Annotated in this window: 19 protein-coding genes; 6 read left to right on the plus strand and 13 right to left on the minus strand. The window is 39.6% G+C overall.

The genetic code is table 11. From position 1 onward, the window contains the following. Window positions 1-90 precede the first annotated feature (90 nt). The 3 genes from fabR to dps all read left to right on the plus strand — a co-directional run bounded on the left by fabR (window position 91) and on the right by dps (window position 2,611). The gene (gene fabR / locus NGC85_RS11975; RefSeq protein ID WP_005056264.1) at window positions 91-786 is read left to right on the plus strand and encodes an HTH-type transcriptional repressor FabR; all 696 of its coding nucleotides are present in this window, start codon (window positions 91-93) and stop codon (window positions 784-786) included. 87 nt (window positions 787-873) lie between these two features. After that, window positions 874-1,890: an AI-2E family transporter gene (locus NGC85_RS11980; protein ID WP_254731466.1), complete on the plus strand. Its 1,017-nt coding sequence runs from the start codon at window positions 874-876 to the stop codon at window positions 1,888-1,890. A gap of 229 nt (window positions 1,891-2,119) precedes the next feature. Continuing rightward, window positions 2,120-2,611, plus strand: a complete 492-nt coding sequence (dps, locus tag NGC85_RS11985) for a DNA starvation/stationary phase protection protein Dps (RefSeq protein ID WP_254731468.1) — start codon at window positions 2,120-2,122, stop codon at window positions 2,609-2,611. A 61-nt stretch (window positions 2,612-2,672) separates the two neighbouring features. On the opposite strand, the gene rapA is transcribed toward dps, so the two are convergent. The 6 genes from rapA to NGC85_RS12015 form a co-directional block, all read right to left on the minus strand. Next, window positions 2,673-5,501 (minus strand): RNA polymerase-associated protein RapA, encoded by a 2,829-nt coding sequence (gene rapA / locus NGC85_RS11990; RefSeq protein WP_254731470.1) that lies wholly within the window; start codon window positions 5,499-5,501, stop codon window positions 2,673-2,675. Between the two features lie 184 nt (window positions 5,502-5,685). Further along, window positions 5,686-6,330, minus strand: coding sequence for an RluA family pseudouridine synthase (locus NGC85_RS11995; RefSeq protein WP_254731472.1), 645 nt, complete (start codon window positions 6,328-6,330; stop codon window positions 5,686-5,688). 142 nt (window positions 6,331-6,472) lie between these two features. Beyond that, window positions 6,473-6,889, minus strand: a complete 417-nt coding sequence (locus NGC85_RS12000) for a heme-binding protein (protein ID WP_005056274.1) — start codon at window positions 6,887-6,889, stop codon at window positions 6,473-6,475. Between the two features lie 331 nt (window positions 6,890-7,220). Next, window positions 7,221-8,519: a glutamate-1-semialdehyde 2,1-aminomutase gene (gene hemL, locus NGC85_RS12005; protein ID WP_254731474.1), complete on the minus strand. Its 1,299-nt coding sequence runs from the start codon at window positions 8,517-8,519 to the stop codon at window positions 7,221-7,223. A gap of 81 nt (window positions 8,520-8,600) precedes the next feature. Then, complete coding sequence (thiE, locus tag NGC85_RS12010; protein WP_254731476.1) at window positions 8,601-9,212, minus strand: thiamine phosphate synthase; 612 nt, start codon at window positions 9,210-9,212, stop codon at window positions 8,601-8,603. Window positions 9,213-9,365: 153 nt separating this feature from the next. Next, window positions 9,366-9,737, minus strand: a complete 372-nt coding sequence (locus NGC85_RS12015) for a DUF962 domain-containing protein (RefSeq protein WP_254731478.1) — start codon at window positions 9,735-9,737, stop codon at window positions 9,366-9,368. A gap of 175 nt (window positions 9,738-9,912) precedes the next feature. Here NGC85_RS12015 and NGC85_RS12020 point away from each other — a divergent pair, with 175 nt between their 5' ends. Further along, window positions 9,913-11,367 carry a CYTH and CHAD domain-containing protein gene (locus NGC85_RS12020; protein ID WP_254731480.1) on the plus strand — a complete coding sequence of 485 codons (1,455 nt, stop codon included), beginning with the start codon at window positions 9,913-9,915 and terminating at the stop codon, window positions 11,365-11,367. A gap of 324 nt (window positions 11,368-11,691) precedes the next feature. On the opposite strand, the gene NGC85_RS12025 is transcribed toward NGC85_RS12020, so the two are convergent. Next, window positions 11,692-12,333 carry a hypothetical protein gene (locus NGC85_RS12025; RefSeq protein ID WP_254731482.1) on the minus strand — a complete coding sequence of 214 codons (642 nt, stop codon included), beginning with the start codon at window positions 12,331-12,333 and terminating at the stop codon, window positions 11,692-11,694. Window positions 12,334-12,437: 104 nt separating this feature from the next. Between NGC85_RS12025 and NGC85_RS12030 the strand changes: the two genes are divergently transcribed. Further along, window positions 12,438-12,821 carry a DUF3144 domain-containing protein gene (locus NGC85_RS12030; RefSeq protein ID WP_005056283.1) on the plus strand — a complete coding sequence of 128 codons (384 nt, stop codon included), beginning with the start codon at window positions 12,438-12,440 and terminating at the stop codon, window positions 12,819-12,821. Between the two features lie 50 nt (window positions 12,822-12,871). Here the strand turns inward: NGC85_RS12030 and NGC85_RS12035 are convergent, their stop codons facing one another. The 3 genes from NGC85_RS12035 to NGC85_RS12045 all read right to left on the minus strand — a co-directional run bounded on the left by NGC85_RS12035 (window position 12,872) and on the right by NGC85_RS12045 (window position 17,312). Then, a complete protein-coding gene (locus tag NGC85_RS12035) occupies window positions 12,872-14,035 on the minus strand; it encodes an alanine racemase (protein ID WP_254731484.1) in 1,164 nt (387 codons plus the stop codon). Window positions 14,036-14,280: 245 nt separating this feature from the next. Further along, entirely contained in the window at window positions 14,281-15,567 is a 1,287-nt protein-coding gene (locus tag NGC85_RS12040) for a D-arabinono-1,4-lactone oxidase (RefSeq protein WP_254731486.1), read from the minus strand. After that, window positions 15,564-17,312 (minus strand): neutral/alkaline non-lysosomal ceramidase N-terminal domain-containing protein, encoded by a 1,749-nt coding sequence (locus tag NGC85_RS12045; RefSeq protein ID WP_254731488.1) that lies wholly within the window; start codon window positions 17,310-17,312, stop codon window positions 15,564-15,566. The genes NGC85_RS12040 and NGC85_RS12045 overlap by 4 nt, the downstream gene beginning before the upstream one ends. Before the next feature lie 62 nt (window positions 17,313-17,374). Between NGC85_RS12045 and NGC85_RS12050 the strand changes: the two genes are divergently transcribed. Continuing rightward, window positions 17,375-18,475 (plus strand): AraC family transcriptional regulator, encoded by a 1,101-nt coding sequence (locus NGC85_RS12050; RefSeq protein ID WP_254731490.1) that lies wholly within the window; start codon window positions 17,375-17,377, stop codon window positions 18,473-18,475. A gap of 443 nt (window positions 18,476-18,918) precedes the next feature. On the opposite strand, the gene tauD is transcribed toward NGC85_RS12050, so the two are convergent. Genes tauD through NGC85_RS12065 form a run of 3 tightly spaced genes read right to left on the minus strand, consistent with a single transcriptional unit; the run spans window position 18,919 to window position 21,464 of the window. Next, on the minus strand, window positions 18,919-19,764 hold the full coding sequence (gene tauD, locus NGC85_RS12055) for a taurine dioxygenase (RefSeq protein ID WP_005057322.1): 846 nt from the start codon (window positions 19,762-19,764) through the stop codon (window positions 18,919-18,921). A gap of 30 nt (window positions 19,765-19,794) precedes the next feature. Beyond that, window positions 19,795-20,676 (minus strand): taurine ABC transporter permease TauC, encoded by an 882-nt coding sequence (gene tauC, locus NGC85_RS12060; RefSeq protein WP_254731492.1) that lies wholly within the window; start codon window positions 20,674-20,676, stop codon window positions 19,795-19,797. Beyond that, on the minus strand, window positions 20,673-21,464 hold the full coding sequence (locus tag NGC85_RS12065) for a taurine ABC transporter ATP-binding protein (protein ID WP_254731494.1): 792 nt from the start codon (window positions 21,462-21,464) through the stop codon (window positions 20,673-20,675). The genes tauC and NGC85_RS12065 overlap by 4 nt, the downstream gene beginning before the upstream one ends. Window positions 21,465-21,472: the final 8 nt, after the last annotated feature.

Genomic DNA, 21,472 nt, shown 5'->3' on the forward strand with positions numbered 1-21,472 from the left:
ATTTGTATATACACTCGTATAAAATTTACATTTCCCAAGTTCATCGACAATCGCTATAATCCCGAGTAGCTTACTTATATATTGAAAACAATGGTTCAATCTTCTTTTTTACCCCACGGTCTCGACACAATAAATGAACAAGATGTCATTGCTATGAAAGCTCCAGTACGCTCGGTAGGTAGAAAAGCGACAATAACAAAAGAAGAGTTGTTTCAAGCAACGCTTAATTTGATTGGTCCGCAAAAGAGCATCGCATCGTTGAGTCTCAGAGAAATTGCACGTGAAGCAGGCATTGCTCCCAATAGTTTCTATCGACATTTTAAAGATATCGATGAGCTTGCAATTGCATTAATTGATCGTTCAGGTTTAGTTTTGCGTCGAATTATTCGCGAAGCACGTCTTCAAGCATCGTTACAACAAAGCATTATTCGTAGCTCTGTCGAGGTATTTATTCAGCAGTTAGATGCAGACGAAGGAAATTTGAGTCTCTTATTACGTGAAGGTTATACTGGCTCAACGTCTTATAAAGCAGCAGTCGATCGCCAACTCAATTTTTTCCAACAAGAGTTACAAGAAGATTTAATTCGTTTAGAACAAATGAATAACAGCAAAATCAGTCATGCTGATATTGCAGCAAAAGCAATTACACAATTGGTATTTAACATGGGTGCAAGAGTCCTTGAGCTTCCATCTGAACATCGAACTGAAGTTGCCGAACAAACCATGACAATGATTAGAATGATTTTAGAAGGCGCTCGTCATTTGGATGAAATCGAAATTGATTGATCCTTATTTCAGTCATTGAAATATGATTCATCATCAAATTTAGTTTCAACTATTTGATCATAATGATCCAGATTAGGTTTATGAATAATGAATATTTTGAATGACCGCCAAAGCATCATTGCCAGTTTTATCCTGATGTTCTTGTTCCTTATGATGGTCATTCCCCTGCATCTTTTACCTAGTTTTTTTGCAGGGTTTCTTATTTTTGAAATTATTAATAGTTTAAGTACAGTTGTTGAAAAACATATTGATGGTCAACGAGCACGTATCTTCATCAGTATCATTTTAGGTGTGGCAACGACTGTTTTAATTGGTTTCTTCATTACCAGTTTAATCAGTTTTGTCGTCTATGATTTGAAAGGCACGGGACTGAATTCTTTTAACTTTAAAATAGATCAGACGCTGATCAAATTTCAGTCTGAAATGAGTAAATATTTACCCGGCTATTTACCTCATAGCGTTGCAGATATCAAAAATCAAATTTTCTCTTTTATCAAAAATAATATCTCGATTGTAAAAAATACAGGGACCGATATTCTACACAATCTTGCCACTATGCTGATTGGTTTGATTATCGGTATCTTGGTTTCCATTCAGAATTTTAAGCAAGCTGCACCACAACCCATATTTAAAGCAGCTTTGATGCATCGCATTAAAAAACTTTCGATTTCTTTTAAAAATGTCGTATTTGCTCAAGTGAAGATTTCACTGATTAATACATTGTTGTTTATGATCTTTGTCTTTATCGTTTTACCCATTTTCAATATTCATCTGCCTTTTGCCAAGACACTGACCATTCTGACCTTCATTTTTGGTTTGCTGCCTATTATTGGCAATCTGATTTCTAATACCTTAATTATCATGTCAGGTTTAACCATTTCTCTTTCGGTTGCCGCGATCGCGTTGGCTTATTTGGTCATAATTCACAAATTAGAATATTTTATTAATGCCAAAATCATTGGCACCAAAATTAATGCAAATGCGTGGGAAGTGCTTTTGGCAATGCTGGTTTTTGAGTCTATATTTGGATTAAGCGGATTAATCGTTGCACCCGTCTTTTATGCTTATATCAAACTCGAATGCAAAGATGCAGGTTTAATTTAAGTTTAAATTCCAAGAATCTATTGATCAATTGACTTTTTATTCAACATATTGATAAATAAACATATATTTTAGCAACTTAAAAACAAACCATGATAAATAAAGATAACTAAACTTACAAAAGCCTAGAGAATTAAAACACTCAACATCTGAATCTAGGCATAGACTTTAATTCATACAAGTGGTTTTTATTCACCATATCTAAAACACTATATAATTGAATGAGGTAACTATGAATTCTTCAGCAGCTTTAAAAGTTTATACACGTAATAATTTAGATGAATCTATCAAAGAAGCCACTGTAAAAATATTGAATCAAATTCTTGCTAATCTGATTGATCTATCACTACTCACCAAACAAGCACATTGGAACATGCGTGGTAGTAACTTCATTGCGGTACATGAAATGTTAGATACATTCCGCACCTCAATTATTACCCACTTGGATAATGTAGCGGAACGAGCAGTTCAAATCGGTGGCACAGCATTAGGGACAACCCAAACTGTTGCAGAAAGTTCACATTTGAAACCCTACCCTGTTGCAATCCATGCAGTTCAGGATCATTTAAAAGAACTAGCTGATCGTTACGGTGTTGTTGCCAATCATTTACGTGGCACGATTGATGAGATCAAAGATCCAATTTCTGAAGATATTATTCATGCTGCTTTAGAAGATTTAGATCAATATTTATGGTTCCTAGAAGCCAATATTGACCAAAATTAATCAAAAAATACGCAATAAAAAAGAGGACTATTAAGTCCTCTTTTCATGAATATGGTTTGAGTTAAGGTTTAACCACAACCAATACTTGAATGGCTTCTGGTGTTACAGACAAGCCATCCAATAGACCTAAACCTTCTTTTTGGAACTTCTGTAGACGTTCGATTTCATCTTGACGAATACTTGGGTTAAATTGTTTGAGATAACTTAAACGGTCAATTTCATACTGCCATTTGCCACTGTAATGCTCTTTGGCTTGTTGCATCAATTCTGGCAAAGAAGTCTTGGCAATATCCAACGCTTGCGCATAGCGGGTTTCAATCACATCACGACGTGCTTTCACCACTTGACGGCAGCTATTACCATCTAGGTGATGCAGATATGGACGTAAAATGCTTGGATCAATCTTAGCAGACAAGTCCTGACCGTTTTCACTGAGTAATACGCGAATCAATTGCTTTGGTAAGCTTGAAGGTAGGTTCAATGCTTTCGGTGCAACTACATCAACTTTAAACCACACTTCGAGTAACACCGAACCCTGTTTCAACGCATTTGATTTCAACAACGCCACATTGGTACTACCGAATGATTGTGTGCGGATCATCTCCATTACACTTTCAATAAATGGATGTTCCAAGGTCAAATATTGCGCATCTTCACGGATTTGTGCCTGATCACGATAGAAGGTTGCAGTCATTCCCTCTTCATCTAAGGTAATGCCTTGAACTTGCATTTGATCAGTTGGTTTGATGATCACCGTGCCGTTGCTTTGTTCATCAAAATCAATATTTGTTGATGACATAAAACGTTTTACAAACATTGGCAAGGTGGTGTTGTCATCATAATCTTCAAGCGCTTGTACAATGCCCTGAGCCACAACAGGACGACAAGAGTTGTACTCAAGCAAACGGTCACGCCCTGCTTGAAGTTCAGCTTCCAAAGCTTGACGTTGTACATTCACTTCTTCAAGTAAATCTTCAAAGGTCTGACCTTGATCGGCCAACAAGCAATCTTTTAGTTCAACAATAAAATTCTCTTGTAGCGTTTGCGCCGTAGGAGAAATACTGCTGAAAATATTGAGTGCTTCGTTATACCAACGGAACATGCGTTCTTGTGCTGTACCCATTAAGTAAGGTACATGAATTTGAATACGGTTTTCTTGACCAATACGATCTAAACGACCAATACGTTGTTCTAATACGTCAGGGTTAGCAGGTAGGTCGAATAAGATCAAATCACTAGCAAACTGGAAGTTACGCCCTTCCGAACCAATTTCCGAACAAAGAAGAATTTGAGCACCGTAACTGTCTTCAGCAAAATAAGCCGCTGCTTGGTCACGCTCTAATAAACTCATCCCTTCATGGAACATGGCTGTACGAATGCCAGCATGTAAACGTAAGACATTTTCTAATGCTTCGACCACTGGACCGCTACGCGCAATCAATAACACTTTTTTGTGTTTTAAGTCTTTGCGTAGCACCTCCATCAACCAAGGTACACGCGGATCACTTTCCATCCATGCGCCATCAAGTTGACCTTCTTCTGGCCACATCTGCTCACGCATTTTGCCATCAAATGACCAACTTTCTGGTGCTGGTAAAGGTGCTGGCTGGCAATCACGACCAGGGAAACCTTGGATTGCTTCACGCGTATTACGGAATAAAATACGACCTGTACCATGACGGTCTAATAATTCATGAATCGCACGCATACGATGTTCAGGCTGATCATCAATTCGATGACCCAATAAGCCTTCAAGTGCTGCTAAATGTTCTTCTGTTAATGCATCATCAGACATCAACACTTCTGCAATTTTTGCAGTTTGCTGATATTGTTCTTCTTCATCAAGGAAACGGTCAAGGCTGCTGAAACGTTGCGGATCGAGCAAACGAAGACGAGCAAAATGACTTTCAACACCCAATTGTTCAGGTGTTGCAGTAAGAAGCAACACACCCGCAGTTTGTTCAGCTAATTCTTCGACAAGATCATAACGATCATTACCGCCCTCTTCTTCACTCCACATTAAGTGATGTGCTTCATCAACTACCAGTAAATCAAAGCCCGCTTCGACTGCTTGCTCACGTAAATCTTCATGGTCAACCATCAAATCGACACTGGCAATAATACATTGCTCAGTTAAGAATGGATTGAGATCAGGATCATGCTCTTTGATCGAAGCAGTACGGGTTAAATCAAACAGAGAAAATTGCAAATTGAAACGGCGACGCATTTCAATCATCCACTGATATTGCAGTGAATCTGGTACTAAAATCAGAATACGTTCTGAACGACCTGTTTTAAGTTGTTGATGAATAATCAAACCAGCTTCAATGGTTTTACCTAAACCTACTTCATCAGCCAATAAAACACGCGGTGCAAAGCGTTTGCCGACTTCATGTGCGATATAAAGCTGATGTGGAATCAAACCCACACGCGCACCAAGGAAACCACGTAAAGGACTGGTATGCATTTGCGCTTGTAATAACATCGCTTCAATACGTAGGTCATACCACTCTTTATAATCAACTTGGCTGGCCAACAGACGCTCTAAAGGTTTTGACAGCTGAATTTGCGCACCAATACGCGTTTCATTGAGAGACTTACGCTCTTCTTCACCATTTTCTAGTGTACGAAAAACATCGTAACGCAGTACGCCATGACGATCTTCAATCGATTCAACGATCCATTTCGTGCCCTCTTGATCCTGTACTTCATCTTTCACATTAAAGATGATACGAGATAGAGGTGCATTGTTACGTGCATAGACACGAGTTTCATCACTTTTGGGGAATAAAATACTGATAGAACGTTCATCTACATCAATAAGAACACCTAGACCGAGTTCAGTTTCTGTATCTGATAACCAACGTTGACCAATAGCAAACGGCTGCAATTTATTCCACCTTTTCTCATGTTAGCCCACATATTGTATGCTTTAAACTGACGAAAGTTTAAGCTACTTTATGTAGTTTTAAATTTGGTATTCACGAGCAATTAGTCTCGTAAACAACCCTAATATTTTGACATAAAGCTGACTGAAATAGCGTGCTTTATATCTCTTAAATCAAAAAATACGATTAAAAAGGGACAGCACAATCAAATGATAGTTGTACGCCCGTTTTAGGATGAGTGAAGCTGAGTTGAGTTGCGTGTAAACACAAACGATCATAAAGCTGCTGTTGTTCTGGGGTTGCATATAAAGTATCCCCCAGAATCGGATGACCTAAATGTTGCATATGCACACGAAGCTGATGAGAACGACCAGTAATCGGAATCAATTTAACGCGCGTTACCGCTTGTCCTTGAATTTCTAGATTTTCGATCGCTTGCCATTCTGTTAATGCGGGTTTGTGATGCGATGCATCAACGATATGAAGTGGTGGGCGACTTGGATCATAAATCACAGGAATATCAATAATCCCCTGATCTTCTAAATCTCCTGCAACCAAAGCTTGATAAATTTTTGATGTTTGGCGATCTTGAAATTGACGTGAAATATTGCTTTGTCCAAATTTGGATAAGCCAAAGACCAAAATACCAGACGTATCGCGATCTAAACGATGAATGAGTAGCGTTTTAGGTTCTAATTGTAATAAACGATTGATCAAGCAATCTTGTAAATCAGGTGTTTTGCCAGGTACGGTGAGTAAGCCTGCTGGTTTATGGATCACCATAAAATCTTCATCACGATGAATCAAATGTTCACTTAGAAAATCATTCAAGGTAGCCTTCCAACGACTGGATGAAAACAAGCGGGCAATCATAAAAAGCTTAGCGCTTAATTACAATGCATGACACGTATTTTTACTAATTTTTTTCGTGTTTCTCTCGATATTTCATCCAGAAGCTAATTTAAAGGATGATTTAGGTCTGTTGCGCTAGAAATTGTTGAATCGCATGTTGAGCAATTTCTGCATCTTGAAAAGATTGCACACCTGAAATACCAACAGCGCCGACAACTTGCCCTTGATAGACAATTGGCTCACCACCTTCCAACATACCTTTTGCTGCATTGATCGTTAAAAAGCCGATCTTACCATCTCGAATCATATCTTCCGATGCCTTAGTTGCTCTTCGGCTGACCGCAGCAGAATATGCTTTTTCTTGGCAAATCTCAGTCGATAATACTGATGCGCCATCCATACGCTTCATCATTAATAACGTTCCACCGTCATCTACAACTGCAATGCTGACATTAAAGCTATGCGCTGTTGCATATTGCAAGGCTGCATCAACTAGAATTTCCACATCAGCAGATGTTAAATAATGTTTAGTTTTCATATTTTACTCCATTCCTATGGGTTTCTTATAAAAAGCTTTTAGATATGATACAACTGCAATCTATAACCTACACAAGCCCAAAGCACAGCCTAAGACCAACGTAAATATAGTTTACTATTCAAGCATTATTTCACATTGCGGTACAGTAAAGATTGTTTATCTTTGCGCTTCGTCGCTGAGGTTTAGCATTCAAATAACTTGGAACTTAGTAAGATTCCGTTACGCTCAAGCATTATTTTTAAATCATTCAGGTCTCTTTTTATTCAGATCAACCTAAACCGTTGACATAAAAAAAGCCCGAACTAATCGGGCTTCTCTATGGATCACAAGGTTATTTCATTTCTGCAAAAGTTTCTTTTGCAGCTTGAATTGTTACGGCAATATCTTGATCAGAATGCATAGACGAAATAAATCCAGCTTCAAATGCAGAAGGTGCCAAATACACGCCACGCTTTAACATGCCGTGGAAGAATTTCTTAAAGGCTTCAACATCACAAGCCAACATTGAATCAAAGCTGGTAATGTCCTCTTGATCTGTGAAATACAAACCAAACATGCCACCGACTTGCTGAGTTTTAAATGGAATACCCGCTTCGTCTGCCGCAGCTTGTAATCCAGCAAGTAATTTTGCGAGCTGTGCAGCCAGCTTGTCATAAAACTCTGGTTCGCGCAGATGCTTGAACATCGCAATCCCCGCACGCATTGCCAATGGATTCCCTGACAATGTTCCTGCTTGATAAACACCACCTAAGGGTGCGATGCATTCCATGATTTCACGTTTACCGCCAAAAGCACCGACAGGTAGACCCGCACCAATAATTTTACCCAAAGTAGTCAAATCAGGTTTAACATTATAGACCGATTGCGCACCACCTAAAGCAACACGGAAACCCGTCATCACTTCATCAATAATAAAGACTGCTTTATATTCATCACAAATATCACGAATCGCTTGTAAGAAACCCTCGATTGGTGTCACTAAGTTCATATTGCCAGCAACAGGCTCAATGATTACCCCTGCAATCTCATTCCCGAACTTGCTAAAGCATTCTTTCAGCGCTTCGATATTATTATACGGTAGCGTTAAAGTGTGTTTGGCAAAATCAGCAGGTACACCTTTTGATGTTGGTTCACCTTCACCAAGCGTCAATAAACCCGACCCTGCTTTCACTAATAATGAATCTGAATGACCGTGGTAACAGCCTTCAAATTTAACGATCTTGTCACGACCTGTATAACCACGCGCTAAACGAATGGCAGTCATGGTCGCCTCAGTACCTGAACTGGTCATACGAACCATTTCAATTGAAGGCATGATCTCGCAAATTGTGTCTGCTAAAGTGGTTTCATATACCGTTGGCGCACCAAAACTTAAACCATCTTCCGCCGCAGTTTGTACTGCTTGGATAATATCTGGATGTGCATGACCTAAAATCATAGGTCCCCATGAACCTACGTAATCCACATATCGCTTACCGTCAACATCCCATAAATATGCACCTTTCGCCTTTTCAATAAAGACTGGTGTACCGCCAACGCCGTTAAATGCACGTACAGGTGAGTTCACACCACCTGGTATATGTTTATTTGCTTGTTTAAATAACTGTTCTTGCTTTGGAGATAAACTCATAAAATGTTCAACCTAGAATCTAAAATGAGGAATTACAAACATTTGAAAGCATGCTTACAATTCCACAAGACGAATAAAAATTTACGCAAATAACTGTGCCCATGCTTCTACACGAGCAGGAATTTCGGCTGTTGATTTTCCTAATATATCACTAATGACCGCACAAAGGCTTGCCCCAGCCTCAATCACAACTTGAGAATTTTCTACGGTTAAACCACCAATGGCACAAATCGGCACAACAAACTTTTGTTTCGCCTGTTTGATCACATCGATCCCAACATTACCTGCTTCAGGTTTAGTTGAAGTTGCATAGACAGCACCAAAGGCCACATAAGTTGCACCTTCAGAAATTGCTTTTTCTGCCAATTCTAGTGAATTTAAGCAAGTACGCCCGATAATTACTCCTTGAGGCAAGCGTGCAATGGCTTCCGTAATTTCACCATCGGACTGCCCTAGATGGACACCTAAACCAAATTGTTCTGCTAAAGCCAAATCATCATTAATCACCAATGGCGTTTGATACTTTTCAGAGAGTGCTTTGATCTGCTCTACTTCATTTGGCTGATCTGATTTAGCCACTTTCTTACGGCGATATTGCAGAATCGCAATCTGTCCTGTTGCCAAAGCAACTTCTAATTTTTCTAATAATAATTGGATTGGATCGTCATTGGTAATCAGGTATAAACCGCGCATGAAAATTTCGCTAAAAATATAATAGGTTCAGGGTATATTTTCTTAATTAGAAATTAAAGACAGAGAATGTATTTACATGATAAATAGCGAGACATTAGAACAAAAAAGCCGCCATATGGCAGCTTTTTTAAATATCTAATTTTAATATAAAACTTACGATTCAATCTTATCGAACTTGCGATCAATCAAACTGAGACGACCACGAACCACATCAGACAACATACGCCAATCTGAAATAAAACTATAAAGAGGTTGTTTAAAACTTGCCGGCTTATTGTGTTCAAAGAAAAAGTGTCCAACCCATGCACATGCATAACCAGACAATAAGCCATAAGCCAAATACTTTGCTTTACGCTGGCGAATTGCTTTACTCCAAAAATACAAACCCAGTGTACTGCCTGCGACATGCAAACGTCGGCTCGCAATACTACGATGTTCAGTTAAATAAAAGCGGTAAAAATCATTATAGTCTTTAATTGGCAATGTGAATTCTACTGGCTTATCGATCTTAGCTGGTACATTCATGTGGATCATCCTAATCTTTTAAAACTATCCACAACTTAAAGTATTTTTTGCTCAAAATAAAGTCATTGTGAGCCATCCTTAACGAGACTTAAAAGATCTTTACAATAATTTCTGAGATCAACACGTTATACTCATTTTAGAATATTTACCTCATACGGTCAGGAGTTATAACATCATGGAAATAGAGCTTAAATTTCAGCTACCTGAATCTAAGAAAAAAAGTGTTCTACAATTTTTAAATAAACAATCAGCTCAAAAAATTCGTTTACAAGCAAAATACTATGATACTGCTGATCGTCTATTAGCAAAAAATTATGTGGCCATTCGTCTGCGTCAAGAAGGTGATCATTGGGTACAAACCTTTAAGGCAGCCAGTAAAAATCATTTGCAACGCATTGAAGAAGATATTTATTTAGGTAAATGTGAACAAGAGCCTGTATTGGACTTATCACTTTATAAGAATAATCAAACCGTTCAACGTGTACTACGTGATGTTTTAGGTGATTCATCTGCTGAACTACTGCTTCAATTCCAAACAGATGTGCAACGTACATTTCATGTGTTTGAATTTGGGAGTTCGCAAATCGAAGTCTGTTTAGATGATGGTGAAATTCGCACCCCTACCGATCAAGCCAAAATATGTGAAGTTGAATTTGAACTGAAACAAGGTTCACCCCAAGACTTAATTGCATTTGCAAATACATGGGTGAAGAAATACCAATTATGGCTAGATGTTCGCAGTAAGGCTGAACGTGGTAATTTGCTTGCAGTAGCTAAACGTGTCTCTCCAGCCACTAAAGCAAAAACGCTCAAATTAGAATCGGATATTAGTGCTGATCAAGCAATCAAACAAATTGTCGAAAATACGTTAAATCATATTTTACCTAATGCAGCAGCGATTGCTGATGGTGTTGCAGAAGCAGATCATATTCATCAAGCACGTGTGGGAATAAGACGTTTGCGATCTGCATTAAAGCATTTTTCAAATTGGTCAACCCAAGTTGATGAGTCTTGGGAAAGTCAGTTAGCTGAAATTTTTAGAGCTTTGGGCGATTCGCGTGACAATGATGCAATTCAAGATTCAGTCATTCCTTTAATTCAGAAAGTTTGTGATTTTGTATTCAAGCTTCCAACGTCAGATGAAACTAACATTGCCCAGATTTTCAGTCGTACTCAAACCACTGAGCTATTTTTATCATTACTCAACTTTAGCTATAGTGAATCTGAATCAAAGTCTAAAGTGACTAAACAAGCTGCAAAAAGCTTAACCAAGCTCTATCAAAAAATCCTCAAGGATGCAGAACATTTTTCATCACTTGCTATAGAAGAACAACATCGTACTCGTAAACGAGTAAAACAATTGCGTTATTGTACCGATTTTATTTCTGATCTTTATCCTGAAAAAGAGGTTCAACAATTCTTAAATAAATTGCAGCCAATTCAGGAATATTTAGGTTTTTATAATGATTTATTTGTCGCTGAACAGATTTTTGAACAGCAGTCAGAAAAACAACCTCAATTTTTATTTGCTTTAGGTTGGGTTAAGGCACAACAGCCACACGTTGCTAAGAAAGCGAATAAAAAGCTTCAGACCCTATCTGCTCAGGACGCTTTTTGGGATAAGGATTGATTGCTCCGCAAGGGAAAATCACCTCACTCTGTTATCGTGCTGGCGGCATGGATGCCGCCACAAATAATCTAAATCTTAACAAAAAAAGCGGATACTCTGAAACGTCATCAGCAACCTGCGTGATATAAGCAAAGTAATGTTTCTGCGATACATTTTAATAAATCCAAGAAATAAACAGGTTTTGCTGATGACAATGGCTTTGCCTACTTTGTCCGAAAACAAAGTAGGAAATCGCCTACGCGAAAACATCCAAACTTTATATAGCACTTATGGCTGTGCTATTATTTTTTAATGAAAATTAGAGTGTTAAACTATTTATTCCACTTAAATCATTTTCCGATATTTTCCAAAAATCTTCCACGTTCCATTATCCGCAATCGGATCACTGTAACTATCATTACGTTGCTTACGTGGTTTATCACGTGCATCCACCAATTTAAAATGTGGCTCAACACTTAAAATTACGGCATTCATATAAAAACGGGTACGCGTATATTCACTTTGTCCATGCTGAAACACGTAAGTGCGTAAATCAATAAACTCACGATGAGCCACCAAAGCAGCAGTGTCATCACTCCCTAACCATTCTTGCATCGCAAAAATCTGATCTGTGTCAAATTGCCCACATTTTTCGACCAGCGCTGCAACTCCACGAAAAGTTTTAGATTCTTTGGCACGGGTTTTATTGATTCGAATACGATCGACGTGAAAGAAAAACAACGGCAGATTCAAATGACTCGGGAGATGAATTGCATCTACAGGCTCATCTTCCATAAAGGGTTGACATAACTGCTGTGCCCTTTCAATTAATGGCTGCCATTGACGATAATATTCATCAACCTGATCTTTTAGACCATAATAAATTGGTAAACCTTCAACATGTTCCAAATATTGAGGTGGATAAATATGTTGACGAAGTAAAGCGATATCTGTTTTTAAGCTTTGAATCGCGATTGCATCTTGCATGATAATTATTCGAATTGCTTAGGCTATTTTAGATTAAGGCAAAGGTTTAGTTTCGACAAGGCTTTGACTATAATAAGACGTCTTATTTTTGTTGGAAAATGATCATGTCTCAAAAAATCAACGCCACCGATGTGACGGAAGAAGAAGCGTTAAATGCCGTATTTTTTGAGCGTGCTGACGAATTTATCAAGCAAGCCAATGAGTTTTGTCGTCCACCAAAAGGTAAACAAGCCAAGCCTGAAGAGTTACGTGCTCAAGTCAGTGCTGCAATGTTATTTGCAACAGCTCGTTTTAATACATGGGTTGCTGCCAATAATTTTAAAGATGGTAATGAAATGCGTGATGCTAAAGAGCAAGTAATGTCTTATCTGCTTCAGCAGTTTCAAATGATGTTAGAAGATAATTTTGACGAATATTGTGAACAATTTGAAAATTATTTGCGCTTCCGTAAAAATGAAGATTTTCATACGCATAAACACGATCACTAAACCAATCACAATTAGAGCTATTTTTTTTAAATGACAATAGCTCTAATTCATTATTCTCTAAACGTTTGCCATGTCTCAAAAGTATTTTTGCGATACAGCATTAACTCAGAAAACTGAGGAATAATCGCTTCGCTTTGCGTCGGTCTTAAAAATACAAAATCATCGACCTGAATATCACAATCCTTGAGTACATTGACCAGCTCCTGATTACTGCTACGCCCGTAAAGTGCATGAGTATGCGCTTGATGAGGATAGACATAATCAGCCATCCAATAGCCGCCGTAAATAAACAGCGCCTTACACTTATGTGGCAATTTATCCAATAAAGACATTGATGGTAGTTGAGTAAATGGCAGTATTTTTAATACAGGCGCTGCGATCCAGAATGCAGGTTGTAATACACTTAAAAATTCACTATCAAAATCACTTGGTTTTAATAGCATTGAACCAAAAGACAAGTCATTGCAGACACTTTTAGTTGTATGATGACTAAAGGTTGGACTACCACCACCATTAAAGCAAAGCTCATCCCTCCATAGCGTTGGGAACTGCTCTTTAATTAGCTTTTGGTAATCGGCATAAGTTTGCTGCGAGCTTTGATAAGCCAATTCAGGCTTTTTAATGATGGCTGGAATTTTGGTGACATGTGCATCATAGCCCATCAAACCAGAAAGTTTTAAATACTGCGGATACTGCTGAATCAGCTTTAAGATTTCAGTCAATTGTTGTGTCGATTGTACCCCACCACGATGTAAACCGACATCAATCTCAATATTCACCTTTAGACAGAGCGAATAGGTCTGGGCAATCGCCAGATATTGCTGCAAGCGTTGCTTGCTATCAATCAGCCACTGAATTTTGGCATTCGACCACTCTGCATGCTGATCAAAAAAATGACGTACAGCTTGAGCAGGCATTGGCTTACCCAACAGAATATCCGCTTCAGCAAAATTTTCTAGGATCGAAATGATATGTGGTTGATGAAATACCATAAAACGTTGAGTATTGATCTGCTCAGATAACAACTTGAGCAAATCGAGGCTTGCTAATGACTTCACGACCAAGCGTGCTTTTAAGTGTTTGGCATGAGCAAGACGAATCTGAACATGCTGGATATTTTGTGTTAACGCTGCCTCATCGATGATCAATTGCGGAGTCGCAATCCCTTGTTTTTTTAGGTCGAGATTGAGTTGTTTAAAATAATGATCCAACATGGCTATACCTTTTTTATTTAATCGTGATCCTAAAAAACCATCTTATACGAGGAAATATCATCTACAACCTGAGCAAGCCAAAGCGACTGAAGCTTTGGCAAATGCAAGCGTTTAAATACATCTTGCGAAGCTTGAAATGCTTCTCAGGACGAAACCAAAGTAAATCTAGCCGAAAGCTTCACCCTTGATTGGATGGCAATTCGATATGATTCCGTTAAGTACGTTCAACTTATAAAAAACTCTATTTAACCTAAAAACAGCTTTTCCAAATAGGGATTTAAAAACTTAGCTTCTGGGTCCAACTGCTGACGCAAAGCCATAAAATCATCCCACTTTGGATATAAAGCCCGAAGCTGTGTTCTGGTCATATAATGCATTTTCCCCCAATGTGGCCGTCCTGCATATTTCTGCAAGATTGGTTCAACCACATCAAAAATTAACTTCGGGTCTTGCTTATGATATTGATGCACTGAAATCGAAATGGAGTCCTGCTGATAAAAAGGACTGAGCCAGATATCATCCCCTTTAACAAAGCGAAATTCGAGCGGAAAAAAGGTAGCAACTTTATACTTTCTTAAAGCATGCAATACTTCATCCAAACACTCAATTCCACGATCAACAGGAATCTGATACTCCATTTCATTGAACTTGGTGTTACGCGGTGTTGGAAATATCTTACTCGACCAATCAACATAGGTGGTTGGTTTAACAAAAATGCCTAATAGCTTCTGTAAATAAGGATTCAACGCAGGAAAGTTTTTGGTCAGCTCAGAGCATAAGGTCAATAAAGTATCATCCGATGGAAAATTCTCCTTCCGTGGCAAAACCGCTTCATCGGTTTCATCTAAGGTTTTCAGCATCAACTGCTTTTCATGAGAAAACACAAAGCACTCAATATGTCGATGCTGATGCTTCCATTGCTGAATATGCCGCATCATGTCCTCTACAGGACAAAGTTCAATATGTTCTTTGAGCTTGTAACGAGGGCGATTCTGCATAGTGATTTGGGTCAAGATTCCAAAACTACCTAAAGAAACCCGTCCTGCGGTAAAGATTTCAGGATGTTCTGTTCGACTGCATTTCAGGATTTCACCAGAAGCCGTCAACAACTCAAAAGCTTCAACATAAGCCGAAATACAATGCAAATCTGCTCCTGTGCCATGTGTCCCTGTAGAAACTGCACCTGCAAGACTTTGCTGATCAATATCGCCCTGATTCATCAAAGCCTGATTGATGGATTGCAGTTGTAAAAGCTGATCTAAAACGTATAAACGTGTACCCGCATAAATATTGCTTTGACAGCGTTCTAGATCGAAAGATGCAACACCTGAGATTCGATCTAAAGATACTAAGGTCGCATCGGTACAGACCAAGGGCGTAAAGGAATGCCCTGCACCCACCACCCGTATTTTTTGCTGCGCTTTAACCATAGCCTGTAGTTCTTGCACATTGGCAGGTTGTAAAATCTGTTGCGGCTTAGCTTTTTGAAAGCCAGACCAGTTTGACCAAATGCCTTGTGTTAAATCACTCATACTGCCTCTCCTTGGCTAACGGCAGTTTTTAAATTGCCATGATTAGTGCGTTTTGCGAGTTCGTTTTCTGGAATCGGCTGTGGTCGCGTCATTTCATCGTAATGACGTTTATTTTTTTCTAATAATAATTGTTCTGCTAAGCCTTGGAACTTGCTCTGACAGGCTGCCAATGTCCATTGACCAAATAAGGTATGCCCACCTTCATAAGCTTGCGCTTGGTATTCTTCGTAGGTGGTGACATAACCCATATAATCATTGCAGTACGATGCTAACCAAACTCTTTCAATCGAAGCCTGTACGGCAAACGTCTGTTTAACCGTATCAACCACACGCTGTCCTGCAATAGTGGTAAATTCTCCCGGACAGCAAATCAAAGTCAATTGACCTAATCGCACAATCTGTAAGGGAACTACACTTGGAACTAAAGGACTCTGCTGAATAGCCCCAGCTTTAACTTGTCGGTTCATTTCTGCAATCAACGGATCAAGAATACTCAGCGGAAAACCAATCGGTTGACCTAAAATCTTTTTGGCGCCTGCTTCCAGTAGAATCTGTTTCGACCCTTGTGATGCATACAGTTGCTGATACGCTACAAAATCAACTGCATTGGAATGCTTGGTTTTCTGTTTGCGAAATTGATCAGCTAAAAATTGCATCCCCATGATTAAGGGTTTGGGTGCCCCTAAACCATCGACAGGTGTGCCTGCAAAAAATGCGGTGCCATGACAAGGCTGACTGGTTTTTGCATGCTTTTGACCTTCTGCAAATGCATCGGGAATCTCAATATTGCTCAGGTCTACATAGGACAAAACAGCATCGATCTTGCCTTCGACTTTATGTAAATTTTTAGGAATATTTGACTGTAAAGCCATCAAAGCCAGTTCACTTTGATAACGCCCATTTTGTTGCGCGTATTGATACTCCTGCTCGCCTTTAATTTGATTGCGAATCTTGAGCTGATCTTTGCCATGGAAATGCGGTGATACATCCCCAGCGGTTGCTTGGGCAAAAATCGTAACTGGATTATCAACTCCTTGCTCAATTAAAGCCTGCTCAGAGAATGCGGCTGCGTAGCCTTTATTATCACCATCATAGGCGTTTAAAGAATTTCCCAAACAGGTTGCATGTACCCCAAATAAGGAAATAAAGGACTGTAGTTTTTGTCCACGATAGAAACCGATCAGCTGCATTTCTCGGTTCAAAGCTAAATGCGTTTCAGCTTCGTTACGTGGCTGAACTTCTGGATTACGATTGTAGGCTTTGATCGAACGATTCCATGCGACAGGTGTCTGTTCTGGAAAATGCTGCGTACTTAAAAAAATCTCGGTGTCTTGTTCAGATGCAATCGCATTTTGAATACTCAGTACAATCGCCTCAACAATGACAGTTAAATGTTCAGGTACAAAACCAGGCGTTGGCATATTGTATAAAGCTTCATAGCCACAACCACCAGGTCCTGAGTGAGTATGGGTTGCCATGAGGACCAATTGATTTTCATCAAATGGTGAATCTAGAATTTGTGTGAGTCGCGCTACGGTTTGACTACGTATCGCATGGGTAATACAGCCTACGTCCAGACAACAGATGAGTAATCGGTTATGTTGTTGATCGACAATACTCACGCTACGTGCAAATAAAGCTGTGCGCTGCTCATAGGCCCGATGTGACCATTGCCCATAACCAAACATGGCATAGCCTTTCGGTGTAATTTTGATTTGCTGCTTGTCCCAACCCACCTGATACATCACGACTTCCTTTCAATTCTTTTTCTAACTGTGTTAAAGCACGTTGAAAGTTAATCAAAATTATGCGATACCCAACAGGGTTAAAGACACTTTTCTGTGGGGGGCAAAACGGACTTATGCCTATACGTAGCAGCGATAAAAATGATCAACAGCAATTTATTCCACCCACCATTCTGGCGAGCCTGATCCATTATGCAGAGCAGCAACAGTGGGATTATGCTGCATGGTTTGAGAATTCAGGTTTAGACATTGCACAAATACGGCAAACCCAAGGGGTGGTTCGTTTTACCCAGCTTTGTGATGTTATTCGTCAAGCCATGACAGCTTATCAACAACCTAACCTAGGTTTAAAGCTTGGCAGTAGTGAAGGTTTGATTTCGATGGGGATTTTGGGCTTTGCCATGCAATCCTGTAAAACGGTTGCAGATGCTTTGGACATTGCGCTGCGCTACCATCGTATTTCTGGCAGCGTGCTCAATATCAACTTTAGTCTCCAAACAGATATGTGTGAGGTGGAAGTGACTGAGTCTCATCCATGTGCTGATTTGAAAGCCTTCTTTTATGATGAATTATTTAGCAGCATCATCACTTGTCTAAACGCGATGCTGGGCGATCATGATGATGTGATCAGTCTTGAACTCAGCTATTTCCCCAACCAATACCAAGAACAATATAAAACTATCTTTGGCTGCCCGATTCAATTTAACAGTCCTAAAAATATCATCCGCTTTAATACCAGTATGTTGCAACGTGGCTTAAAGAATTACAGCCCAGCCAACTATGCAACTGCCATCCAAATCTGTGAACAGGCCCTAAAAGAAATTGATCAGCTCAATCAGGTGGGCTATGTGCATTTACTCGATCATTTAATTGAACAGCAATTACCTGAACGTTTCGAGATGCAGCAAGCTGCTGAGCATTTGCGTATTAGTGAACGCCATCTAAGACGGCAATTATTATTGGAAGGTCTGAGTTTTCAACAAATTCGACAAAATGTACTGGAACGTAAAGCAAAGCAACTCCTTGAACAAAACCTATCCATGAGTGAGATCAGTCTACAACTGGGCTTTAGCGAGCTCCGCGAATTCCGACGTGCCTTTAAACGCTGGACTGGGCAAACGCCTTCGGTTTATAAACATGAGATCATTTTACTTAATGCCTAAGAATCAAACGGTCTAGAAATTTCCAAGCGCAGATGCAGATAAAACCGGACCGTAAATGCTTTTTCTTGTAATTTTAAATTCTCGCAAAAATTCACTACCGCGCTCGGCGGCATGGATGAATTCAACCACTAATTTCTGCTTTAAATATTGAGTTAATTTATTGAAAGATGGACGTTAACGGAATCGTGCCGTGCTCTCATTCAATTTAAGGATAAGCCTTCAGCTGGGGTTACTTTGGTTTCGCCCAAAGTAACCAAAAGCATCCTCATCCACAAAACCTGTCCACTTCTTGTAATCTTTTTAAATCTTTCGCAGAAACTAAACTTTATAAAAACCACGCAGGTTGTGGATGAGATTACCGAGTATCAAATACTGGAAATAATCTCAGCCCCAATAATCAAAAACCTCAGGATTTACCCAAGCTTTCTAAGCTAAATAAAGCCTTAACTTGCCGCTTGATAAAACGGTACATCACCATTAATCGTGGCACGGTGCATAATCCGATGCGCATTACCATAATCAAATAAAGCCTTATGCTGTGTACAACGATTATCCCAAATCGCCACATCACCTGCCTGCCACTGCCAACGCAAATGAAACTGTTCATTGGTGGCATGCGCAAATAAATACTGTAGCAATTCAGCGCTTTCAGTTTCATGAAGCTCATTAATACGCGTAGTAAAACCTTCACTCACGAACAAAATCGGCTGACCAGTTACAGGATGCGTTCTCACCACAGGATGAACAACAGGTGGATTACGCTTAAACGTTTCTTCCAGTTTTTTACGCTCAACATCATTATGCGCAAAACGTTCAATCGGGAAAGACTGACGAATATCATGCGTTGCGGTTAACCCTTTTAACTTTTGCTGTAAACCTTGATCCAAGGCAGCAAAAGCCGCTGCGCCACTCGACCAAAGTGTGTCACCACCGACAGGTGGAATCTTGATGGCTTGTAATACACAGCCCAACGGCGGTTTCTGACTGAAAGTCACATCGGTGTGCCAAAGCTCATTATCACGTAAGTCTTGTTTCCAGCTGTCCAGTACGATAATTTCAGGCACATTTTCTACTGTTGGGAAAATAGGGTGAATATGTAAAGAACCAAAACCACTAGCAAGTTCAGCTTGTGCTTGTGGTGCCAATTGTTGATTACGAAAGAAAATCACATGATGATCTAGCAAAGCCTGTTGAATCTGTTGTGTTGTATTTTCATCAACCATATTTAAATCAACATCGTGAATAATGGCACCAATGGTTGATTTAATGATTTCAATGTTTAAAGTCATTTCTAACGCTCTATTCTCTACAATTTGCACTTATAACTGTTGGCCATACCAAGGAGATAATTGCTTCTGTAACCAACGCAAAAACAACTCAAAACTCACTGCAACGATCGCAATAACAATAATGCCGAGAACCACAGTATCGGTAATCAAGAATTGAGCTGCTGACTGCACCATAAAACCAATACCACGATCGGCTGCAACTAATTCCGAAGCCACTAGCGTCGACCAGCCCACACCTAAACCAATACGGATACCCGTTAAGATATGCGGTAAGGCTGTCGGCAGAATCACATGCCAAAACACTTGCGATTGGCTTGCACCTAAAGATAAGGCAGCACGCTCACGATTGAGCTGATGACTGATTACGCCATGCGTGCTACTGATAATGACTGGTGCAAGGATTGAAAAGAAAATCAAAAGTACTTTAGTGGTTTCTCCAATCCCGAACCAGATCACCAATAATGGCAAATAGGCTAGAGGGGGTATCGGACGTAACAGCTCAACCAAAGGATCAAGTACCGCGCGCACCCATTTGTTCAAGCCCATCCATAAACCTAAAGGCACACCAATCGCAATCGCGGCGACCAAAGCCAATAAGACACGAGAAATACTAGCGGCTAAATGTTGCCACAAAGTCGCTTTCATAAAGCCTTGTTGACTGATTTCAAGAAACTTTTGCCATACCGCTTGTGGGCTTGGCAAAAACAAACTTGGAACAATTTTTAAAGCAGTGATCAAATACCAGATCACCAGCACACTGATAACGCTCGATAAACTAAGCACCAAACTACGATGACGAGCGAGAAAATCAGCTACAGCATTTCGTCTTGAAGCTGATTGTTTCGGGTCAATTTCTGTAAACTCTACGGTGTTACTTAGCTCATAGGCTGTATTTTTTGCTTGTCCCGTCATACAGCCACCTCATGCCCTGCTTGTATCTGTACACGTAGGCGTTCGAACAGTTGCTCACGTAATTGAATAAATTTTGGATCGGATTTAATTGTTCGAATCGATTCGCCTTGCTTATAGCGCTCTGCAAAGTCTAGTTTTAAAGTTTCAACAATCTTTCCTGGACGAGCTGTCATCAATACCAGTTGATTGCTGAGCAATAACGCTTCTTCAATGTCATGGGTAATGAGGAAAAAAGATTTATTTTGTTGTATCCATAAATCCAACACCAACTGCTGCATGGTTTCACGGGTAAAGGCATCAAGCGCAGCAAAAGGTTCATCTAATAAAATAAAGGCTGCATGACTGATCAGGGCACGTGCAATACCAACGCGCTGTTTCATACCACCTGACAGTTCCCAAATATTGGCTTGTGCAACATGGCTCAAACCTACTATCTTCAGGATGGATTCTACTTGCTGATGAATATGTTGTTCTTTTAAACCCTTAAGTTGTAAAGCAAAACCGATATTTTCAGAGACATTTAACCATGGTAATAGTGCATGATCTTGGAACACCACTGCACGGCGAGCATCAGGTGTCGTTAATACTTCATCATCAAGTTTGATCTGTCCTGAACTTGGTTTTTGAAAACCAGCCAAAATATTCAGTAATGTGGTTTTTCCACAACCAGACTCACCCAAAATTACCGTCAAAGTGCCCTCTTCAATTTTGAGATTAATATCTTGCAATACAGGCACGGTCTGGTTTGGAAAAGTTAAATGAAGATGCTCAGCAGCTAATACGCTCATTTCGATCT

This window comes from Acinetobacter sp. Z1 (genome assembly GCF_024296945.1).
GTDB classification, from domain to species: Bacteria; Pseudomonadota; Gammaproteobacteria; order Pseudomonadales; family Moraxellaceae; genus Acinetobacter; species Acinetobacter beijerinckii.

Excerpts from the sequence above, each read along its gene's own strand:
- NGC85_RS12050 (WP_254731490.1), top strand. The coding sequence starts at position 17,375 with ATGCGATACCCAACAGGGTTAAAGACACTTTTCTGTGGGGGGCAAAAC.
- hemL (WP_254731474.1), bottom strand. The coding sequence starts at position 8,519 with ATGAGTTTATCTCCAAAGCAAGAACAGTTATTTAAACAAGCAAATAAA.
- NGC85_RS12015 (WP_254731478.1), bottom strand. The coding sequence starts at position 9,737 with ATGAATGTACCAGCTAAGATCGATAAGCCAGTAGAATTCACATTGCCA.
- NGC85_RS12045 (WP_254731488.1), bottom strand. The coding sequence starts at position 17,312 with ATGTATCAGGTGGGTTGGGACAAGCAGCAAATCAAAATTACACCGAAA.
- NGC85_RS12065 (WP_254731494.1), bottom strand. The coding sequence starts at position 21,464 with ATGAGCGTATTAGCTGCTGAGCATCTTCATTTAACTTTTCCAAACCAG.
- dps (WP_254731468.1), top strand. The coding sequence starts at position 2,120 with ATGAATTCTTCAGCAGCTTTAAAAGTTTATACACGTAATAATTTAGAT.
- NGC85_RS11980 (WP_254731466.1), top strand. The coding sequence starts at position 874 with ATGAATATTTTGAATGACCGCCAAAGCATCATTGCCAGTTTTATCCTG.
- NGC85_RS12000 (WP_005056274.1), bottom strand. The coding sequence starts at position 6,889 with ATGAAAACTAAACATTATTTAACATCTGCTGATGTGGAAATTCTAGTT.
- thiE (WP_254731476.1), bottom strand. The coding sequence starts at position 9,212 with ATGCGCGGTTTATACCTGATTACCAATGACGATCCAATCCAATTATTA.
- NGC85_RS12025 (WP_254731482.1), bottom strand. The coding sequence starts at position 12,333 with ATGCAAGATGCAATCGCGATTCAAAGCTTAAAAACAGATATCGCTTTA.
- NGC85_RS12020 (WP_254731480.1), top strand. The coding sequence starts at position 9,913 with ATGGAAATAGAGCTTAAATTTCAGCTACCTGAATCTAAGAAAAAAAGT.
- NGC85_RS12040 (WP_254731486.1), bottom strand. The coding sequence starts at position 15,567 with ATGAGTGATTTAACACAAGGCATTTGGTCAAACTGGTCTGGCTTTCAA.
- tauC (WP_254731492.1), bottom strand. The coding sequence starts at position 20,676 with ATGACGGGACAAGCAAAAAATACAGCCTATGAGCTAAGTAACACCGTA.
- tauD (WP_005057322.1), bottom strand. The coding sequence starts at position 19,764 with ATGACTTTAAACATTGAAATCATTAAATCAACCATTGGTGCCATTATT.
- NGC85_RS12030 (WP_005056283.1), top strand. The coding sequence starts at position 12,438 with ATGTCTCAAAAAATCAACGCCACCGATGTGACGGAAGAAGAAGCGTTA.
- NGC85_RS12035 (WP_254731484.1), bottom strand. The coding sequence starts at position 14,035 with ATGTTGGATCATTATTTTAAACAACTCAATCTCGACCTAAAAAAACAA.
- fabR (WP_005056264.1), top strand. The coding sequence starts at position 91 with ATGGTTCAATCTTCTTTTTTACCCCACGGTCTCGACACAATAAATGAA.